Source organism: Streptomyces sp. NPDC036764, from assembly GCF_055609385.1.
This window is the reverse complement of the sequence record NZ_JBVJPT010000032.1, coordinates 1-2,426: the sequence shown is the minus strand read 5'-3', so window position 1 is coordinate 2,426 and position 2,426 is coordinate 1. Positions and strand designations below refer to the sequence as shown.

General features: G+C 59.2%; 1 protein-coding gene. It reads right to left on the bottom strand.

Annotated features, from left to right (window positions below; genetic code table 11):
- Nucleotides 1–680: 680 nt before the first annotated feature.
- Complete coding sequence (locus ACZ69Q_RS45405; protein WP_471054702.1) at nucleotides 681–2,039, bottom strand: hypothetical protein; 1,359 nt, start codon at nucleotides 2,037–2,039, stop codon at nucleotides 681–683.
- Nucleotides 2,040–2,426 lie beyond the last annotated feature (387 nt).

Below are 2,426 nucleotides of genomic sequence, written 5' to 3'. Positions count from 1 at the left end.
TCTTAGCCGGAGCGTGCGGTCGCCACTCGGGAGCATAGTCGAAATCCGCACGTCTGTTCGTTGCTCAGGGTATGAAAAGCTGGATGGTCGCCATCAGATGCAGTCTCCTGCTGGTGCACACTCGGCCGATAGGGCACACTCGATCCAAGCAATCGGCTCAAAATAGGGGGGCTATATGTTGCCGCCGAACCCGTACCTCCCCGACGCCACAGGAATCGCGTCGGGTAACGGATACAACTTCTCCTCAACGAACAACTACTCGCCGTCTTTCCAAAGCCCTGTGGCCAACTTCGCCGCTCAGGCGGCACCTGTGGTCGCGGCTGAGGTTACTCGCCGCGCTGCTCCCGTGGTCAAGCGGGCAGTTCAAGATCACGGCCCCGCTATGCTGCAGGTATGCGGACGGTTCGGCCTTCAGCTCCTCAAGGCCATCAGCGGCGTGCGGTAGTTCCGTCCGGCCGAGGCTCGCAAGCGCCTCGGCCGGTGTCGGATGGGTGTTGCTTCAAGAATTATTGCTACTCGGCGACCTTGAAGTGTCTCATTTCGCGAACGTAGTGGGGATGCTGGCGTCTTATCTGCTTACGCCGAACCTTTCGAGTTGGCCTCGCAGGTTGTGCGCAGCGCAATGTGAGGGGCCGAGACTCCTTGGGCGGACCCTCATGTGAGATCGAGGTAGTACAAGGCTAGTACCGCCTTTTGTTCCGCCATGGTCGGTTCAGCAGCAGAATGACGGCTATCACGGTCGAGGCCAGGGCGATCACGAGCTCCGCAAGGAAGCGAACGCGATGGACCTGCTGGGCGATCAAAGCTTCTTCGTCTCGTATGAAGTCATAGCCATCCACCGTCGTGGAGATCAAGGCAAATGAGGCGAGCAGTAGAACGATGCTGTTGAGGATGTTTTGGCGGCCAGACAGCTCCTTTTGAACTTCCGCTTCCTGGGCGCTGTAGAGCGTCTCGCAAGCGTCTCGAAGCATTTGCTGAGTCTCAGCAATAAGCGCGTCAGTGCCAAATTTACGGAAGTACTCCCGATCCTCTGCGGCCTGTGTTATGAGGTTGAAGTTGGTCAGGTTGGCTACCGCGAGTGCAACGGTCCGGAGGCGATTAAGGGCGGACGCGTTTCGGCCTCTGCGCTGTTCACTAACATAGCCGTCGACCTGCTCGCGAATTTCATCCAGGAAAAGACTCAAGAAGGCTTCACAAGCCCCCTGGCAAACATGCGCTATCTGCACGCAGTCCATTATTCGCGCGATCTCCTCTTCAGGGGACCACGTGTATTGTCCGACAACGAATGTGCCCGGAACGGTGCGTGGTTCAATCACACATGCCGGCCAGCTGTAGTGCAGGCGACCGTGATACTCGAATGTAATGGAATCGGCTGAACCGATGTCGCGTGATTCCATTAGATGAGGTACCTGTGCTTGATCACCTTCGTCCACGCAAATGATGAGATGCGTCATGGACTTGAACAGCTGGCACTCGATGTAACCGCGAGCATCAGTAATATGCACGGCGGGCTTTCTTTTAGTGAGGGCGGGCAGCGAACCTCGATGCTTCACCACCGCTAAGGTAGCCCGCCATTCCGCTGCGCCGTATAGTGCCCGCGCGACGGTCGGGGTATACGCCGCGTACTCGAAGCAGGCGCTGACTCCCGGGATCCGCTCTACAGGAATTCCTGAATCCAACTCAAAGTGCAAATACGCGACACCCACGGCGTATATGGTCAGATCACATTTGCGGATAGGGTGCTGTCGTATTAGCTCCTCAAGGTTGTCATCATATTCCGCTCGCGAGACCGTCTGCTGCGTCGACCAGCCGGTGTCCAGCTCCGGGCGTCTCACCTGTGCAATGGCGGCGTCACGCCACAACTGCACGATGGTCGGCGAGCTGTCGGTCAGGGACACCGTCGTTCCCTGACCGAGGGGATTCCTGATCCCGACGACGCCAATGTCGGACTCTGGGGCAACCATGTCGCTGCGGAATACGCTGTCGCCCAAGCCGTAGGAGTGTCCCAGGTCGAAATAGCCGACAAGACCAACCCGCATCGCCTAGCCCCCCGTCACCGGTATCGACGCAGATGCGCGCAGGTCCCTAGCCGGACTGCGACATTCCCACCCGCCACCATCGCGGCCCGTAGGGGGTGGGAGCGGTCGTCCTGTCGGGGAGGTTGCCGTCCGAACGATGCCGCACCACACCATTGCGCGATCACGGCCAGAACAGGTGCCTGCACGATTGGATTCCCGTTCTCTCAGGGTTCTCTGAAGAGTACGGCTGGGGGCAGTTCTCCATGGTGGGGCGGGCGAAGCACTCGCGGGGCTCATAGGAGCGCAAGAGGGGCGTTCCCTGGCGCGGTGAGCCCGCCGGTCGGATCGCTGGAATGGCTTCGTGAGCGAAACTGTGGACCATGTATGACCCAAAGATCTCGTAACACG